Source organism: Sanguibacter inulinus (assembly GCF_013415325.1).
Taxonomy (GTDB): domain Bacteria; phylum Actinomycetota; class Actinomycetes; order Actinomycetales; family Cellulomonadaceae; genus Sanguibacter; species Sanguibacter inulinus.
Genome location: NZ_JACBYE010000096.1, coordinates 1 through 5,067 on the forward strand (window position 1 = coordinate 1; position 5,067 = coordinate 5,067).

The following is a 5,067-nucleotide window of genomic DNA, read 5'->3' on the forward strand; positions in this document are numbered from 1 at the left end:
GGGGTCTTGGCATTGACTATTAAGCACACTGTTGAGTTCTCAAGGAGCGGACGCGCATCACCCGTTCACTCATTACTGAGCGTCTGGCGTGAGGCAACCGTTCAAACTTACCCGACTCGCTTCCCTGTGTCAACTCGCCGTTTCCAGCGCGTTAACCCGGTCAAGCGGGCCTGGTGAAGACTACCTGATCTTCGCGGCCCCTCGAACCACTCTTCCGAGCTGTCCGAACCGCAGCCAGACAGTGTCACCACCGTCCGAACCAGGCCCTCCACACTACCAGGCGCAGGCGAACCTGCGAAGCCTTCATGCAGAGGATGCCGAACCCCGGGACCAGCCACTTCGCGCCGGCTCCGAAGAGCTTCGCAGTGGTGTCTGTGTCTCCCAGTCGGGCTGACGTCGAGAACACTACGTCAGAGATCGCCGCATCTCCAAACCGGCCCGGATCAGCGGCGACAGGCTGGTCAGGGCACCCGGTCCTCTGCCCGTACCGGGACCGAACGCGTCTCAGGATCTCGCCTGGAGGACCGTCCGCGGGACCCGCACGACGTCGACCGAACGGATCTCGAGCCCGTCTCCCCCGGGCGCCACCGACGGGTCGACCCGGACCCCTGTCTCCCCGACCCACGGCAGCAGCTCGAGCACCACCCCGTGCACGGCGATCTCCTCCTGCCACGGTGTGAGGTCGACGTCCCACACCCGTCCGTGCCAGAAGTGGTCGCTGACAAGGTGGTCACCGACCCAGGCGCGCCCGACGTCGCCGGTCCAGTCGACGCGTAGCAGCGCGCGGTCGGTCCCCTCGACCAGCTCAGCGGCGACGTCGACCCGGACCCTGGCCGCTCCTGACCAGTCGGTCGGAGCGCTGAGCCGCCCCATCGGTCCACCGCGCTCTGGGCGCGGGGCGACAGCCTCAGGGCGGAGGTCGGTCAGGAGCCTGTGCGGTCCGGCGCCGGGGACGGAGAGCATCCACGTCTCCCAGAGACCGCCTGCTAGACGCTCGTCAGCAGCGGGCAGGTGGGACAGCTCCCCCTCTCCCCCGGCAACCGCGAGCGCACCAGACGCCGGGAACAGCGAGACCGTGGTCTCGGGCCCGGTCGTGTGGACCACCAGGGCACCGTCCTCTGCGTACACGGGTGCGTCAGCGAGGACGAGCCTGTCCCTCCCAGCGACGTCGAGCCTGTAGAGCCTGCTGGCCGACGTGTCGTCGAGGACCAGGACGCGCACGCCGGGCAGGTCGACGACGCACCTGGGCCCCGGGGGCTCGGTCAGCGTCACGACCGTGCTGTCGGCTCCCACCCCTCCCCCGGTGCGCTGACCCACCGCGGCACCACCGACCTCGACCGCGCCGTCGAGGACCAGCTCGACGTCGACGCCGTCGGTCGCCGCGAGGACGACCACGTCGTCGAGCCGGGCGAGCACCTGCGCCGTCGCGCTGCGCAGCTCGAGGTCGGGCGTCAAGGCGTAGCGCAGGGGCCACACGAGCGAGAGACCGGCCGGCAGGTCGACCGGGCGAGCGGGCACCGTGACCTCCGTGCCGTCGAGGTCCACCGTCACCTGGACACCGGGCTGCGCGTCGACCGGGTGCGCCGGCGGCTGGTAGGTGGTGAGGAAGAGATAGCCGCTGCGACCGTCGGAGCGGACCGACCAGCGCAGCTCGGCCGGGTCCTCGCTCCCCCCGGCGACTGTCGTCGCCATCGCGGCGAGGTGTGCCCCCTCGTCAGCCAGCCAGAGGTGCTGTCGGCGCAGCAGGTGGTGGTGCGGCCTGACCTGCCCGTGCTCGCCGACGGGTGCGTAGAAGTCGTAGGAGCGCGTGGGGACGTCGTTGGGGTAGCCGGTCGCCTGCGACTCCTGCTCTGTCCCGTGCGGACCGACCCGTTGCGTGCCGCCTGCGTACATGTAGTACCCCTGCCACACGGAGCCGCTGCCGATCTTGGCGAGGGCGAGCGCCGCGACGTCCTGCGCACCGACGAGCGGGCGGCGGTGGTAGGCCACGTGCATGCCTCCCCCGAGCTCGCAGGTGACGAAGGGCAGCATCCTGCGGTCGGACGTGGGCACCTCCCCGCCGACGGTGATCTGGTCGAAGGCCTCGCGCAGGTCTGCGCCGACCGTGAGGTCGTCGCGGACCTCGCTGTAGCGGAAGTGGATGGCCGCGAACTCCGGCCAGCCTGTGCTCGACTCCTCCCAGAACCCGTCCGCGTAGGCGCTGTAGACCGGCAGCAGGGTGCCGGGTAGCTGGGCACCACCCCACCCTGTCGCCGTCCAGAGCGGGAGGTGCAGCCCGAGGTCTTCGGCGGTGCGTCGCAGGGTCGCCAGGTGCGCGGGCTGGTCGTAGAGCTCGTTCTCGATCTGCGCCCCGACCACGGGGCCGCCGTCGGCGTGCGTCAGCCCGTCGAGCTGCCTGATCGTCTGGCTGTAGAAGGCTCGCACCAGGTCCAGGTACTCCGGGTCGTCCGTCCTCGTCGGCAGCCCGCGGTCCACCAGCCAGTCCGGGAACCCGCCGTGGCGGGCCTCCCCGTGCGCCCACGGGCCGATGCGCACCACCACGTCGAGGCCGTGGTGCGCTGCCAGCTCGACGAAGGCTCGCAGGTCGAGGTCCCCGTCCCAGCGGAAGTCGCCGGGAGTCGGCTCGTGAGCCTGCCAGAAGACGTAGGTCGCGACGGTGTCGAGGCCCCCTGCGCGGGCGTGCCCCAGGACCTCCGACCACCGGTCCCTCGGGATGCGTGAGTAGTGCACCTCCCCGGTCACCGGGAACCAGGGACGGCCCCCGCGCTCGAGGAACCGGGTCGTCACCTCGATGCGGTCGGAGCGGTCGTGGCCGTCGCCGAGGAAGGCCAGGCGGGTCGCGGGGTCGATGGGCGGGACGCGGACCGATCTGCCGTGCCGTGGCGGAGCCGACCGTGGCTCGGTCCGCGAGGACGACGTGGTCTGTGAGGACGCCGTGGTCTGTGAGGGCGTCGTGACCGGAGACTGCTGGGACGGCGGTGACTGTGGGGCCTTCGGCCCGTGCTCTGGGGTCATCGGTCTCTCCTCCGTGAGCTCTGGTTCGACGTCGGGTCGAGCTGGTCGGGCTGGTCCAGCTGGTCGTCCAGCCCGGCGAGCAGAGTCTGGAGCGTCCGGACCCTGGAGTCGTGCGTGGCCTGCACGTCCTCGGCGAAGAGCAGCAGGCTCGGCAAGGACGTCGCGAAGTAGTCGACCACGGCGACGACCGACGCCTGCTCGGAGACATGCCTGGCGAGCACGTCGCGCAGCCGCGCCGCCTCGTCGCGGCGACCGAGCCTGTGCAGAGCCGTCGCGGACGCTGCGGTCTGCTCCGAGCAGATCTCGGGGGTCATCCCCTCGACGCCGCCCTGCTGGTCGGCGGCGATCTGCCACGCCTCTCGTGCCTCGTGGTCACGACCCGACGCGACCAGCGCGTCGCCGAGCAGGAGGTGCAGGTCTGCCGTGCTGTCGAGCGGGTGCCGGGCCTCGCCGAGCGAGGCGACGGGCGCGAGCGCGGCCCGCGCGTGCGCCAAGGCTCGGTCCGGGTCACCCCCGTCGAGGGCCGCGAGCGCGAGCGTGCGGTGCGCGTCGTCCCACGCCGCCAGGACGGTCCCCTCGCCCCCTTCCCACGGCTGGAAGGAGCGTCCGGCGAGCAGGTCGAGCGCCTCGTCGGCTCGGTCGAGGGTCGTCAGGAGACCGGCCAGCTGGACAGTGAGGTCGTCGCGGGTGGCGACGAGGTCGGCCCGTGAGGTCAGCGTCTCGACACGGTCGGCGGCCGCGGCCCCTCGACGCGCTGCGAGCTGGTCCGCCTCGTAGAGCAGACGTGCGTCGTCGGGGCGCAGCGCACGGGCCTGGGCGTAGCAGCGTGCCGCACGCTCTCCGTCGCCGAGCAGGTCGTAGGCGGCGAGGCCCAGGGAGCGGAGCACCACGGGATCGGTCTCGTCGGCGTCGACCGAGGCCTGCCACGCCTCGACGGCCTCGTCGCGTCGGCCTGCTGCGTAGAGACGGTGACCGGCGAGCCCCAGCACGAGCGGGTCGCCAGGGCGGGCTTGGCGCAGCTGTGCCAGTGCGTCGTCCTCGGTGGCCGACGGGAAGCACCAGTCACGTGGTGCGGAGCGGGCTGCGGCGAGGGCTCGGTCGACGGCGTCCTGGTCACCGCGCGCCAGCTCGAGGTCGGCCGCGTGCAGCCACGCGACAGGGGCGACGTTGCGCTGACCGCTGACCGTCGGGAGAGAGGCCGCACGGGCGAGCAGCCCGAGCGCCGCGTCGACCTCGCCTGCCGAGGCGTGCTCGAGGGCGACGTCGACGAGGACCGTCGGGTCGCTGGACACCTGCGCGGGCTCTCCCCACCTGTCGGCGAGATCCCGGGCCCAGGCGTCGAGGGGGTCGAGAGCCAGGGTCTCGCGGACGAGGGCGAGGGCCGCGAGGTCGTCGCCGTGGGCGGACCGGGGTCCGCCGGAGGGACTGGTCCCCCGGGCGGAGGGGCCAGTCGAGCAGGCGGATGGACCGGCCGTGCCGCTGCGGCGTCGGAGGGCGACGGCGAGCAGGTTCCGGCCCTGCACGTGCACCGGGGAACGGGCGACCAGAGCCTGCAGGTCCTCGACCGCCGCGGCCAGGCGCGCCGGACGACCGTCGGCGAGGTCGAGCCGGGCTGTCGCAATGACGGCCGGGTCGAGCCAGGCCCTGTCCCACGACGCGGTCCCGAGCGCAGCGCGCGCCTCGTCAGAGCGGCCCAGACGGGCGAGCACGAGACCCAGCCTGTAGTGGGCCTCGCCGTCGCGGGGGTTGGGGTTGCGGAGCGTGAGCCGCCCGACGGCAGCGCGAAGGTGCTGCTCGGCGTCGTCGAGGCGCCCGTCACGCATGCGGCGGGCCGCGAGCGCCACGTGGGTGCGTTCGTCGCCAGGGTCGCGGCGGAGCGCCTCGAGCCAGTACGGCTCCGGGGAACGGGTGGCGTGCCTGTACTGGTCGAGGTGCAGACCCGTGACGTAGAGCTCGTCGACGGAGCCGATCTGCTCCGGGGGCGCAGGCTCGGTCGCCGGCTCGGGTCGGGGTGGTCTGGGTGGCGCAGGTGGTGAGGGCGCGGGGGCGGAG

2 protein-coding genes are annotated in these 5,067 nt (G+C 72.6%); both read right to left on the reverse strand.

All coding sequences use genetic code 11. From position 1 onward, the window contains the following. Window positions 1-504: 504 nt before the first annotated feature. Window positions 505-3,015 (reverse strand): beta-galactosidase, encoded by a 2,511-nt coding sequence (locus tag HZZ10_RS18950; RefSeq protein ID WP_179914704.1) that lies wholly within the window; start codon window positions 3,013-3,015, stop codon window positions 505-507. Next, a partial coding sequence (locus HZZ10_RS18955; protein ID WP_506344877.1) for a tetratricopeptide repeat protein occupies window positions 3,012-5,067 on the reverse strand: 2,056 nt, incomplete at its 5' end. The genes HZZ10_RS18955 and HZZ10_RS18950, both read right to left, overlap by 4 nt.

Coding starts and splice junctions, on each gene's coding strand:
- HZZ10_RS18950 (WP_179914704.1), bottom strand. CDS start 3,015: ATGACCCCAGAGCACGGGCCGAAGGCCCCACAGTCACCGCCGTCCCAG.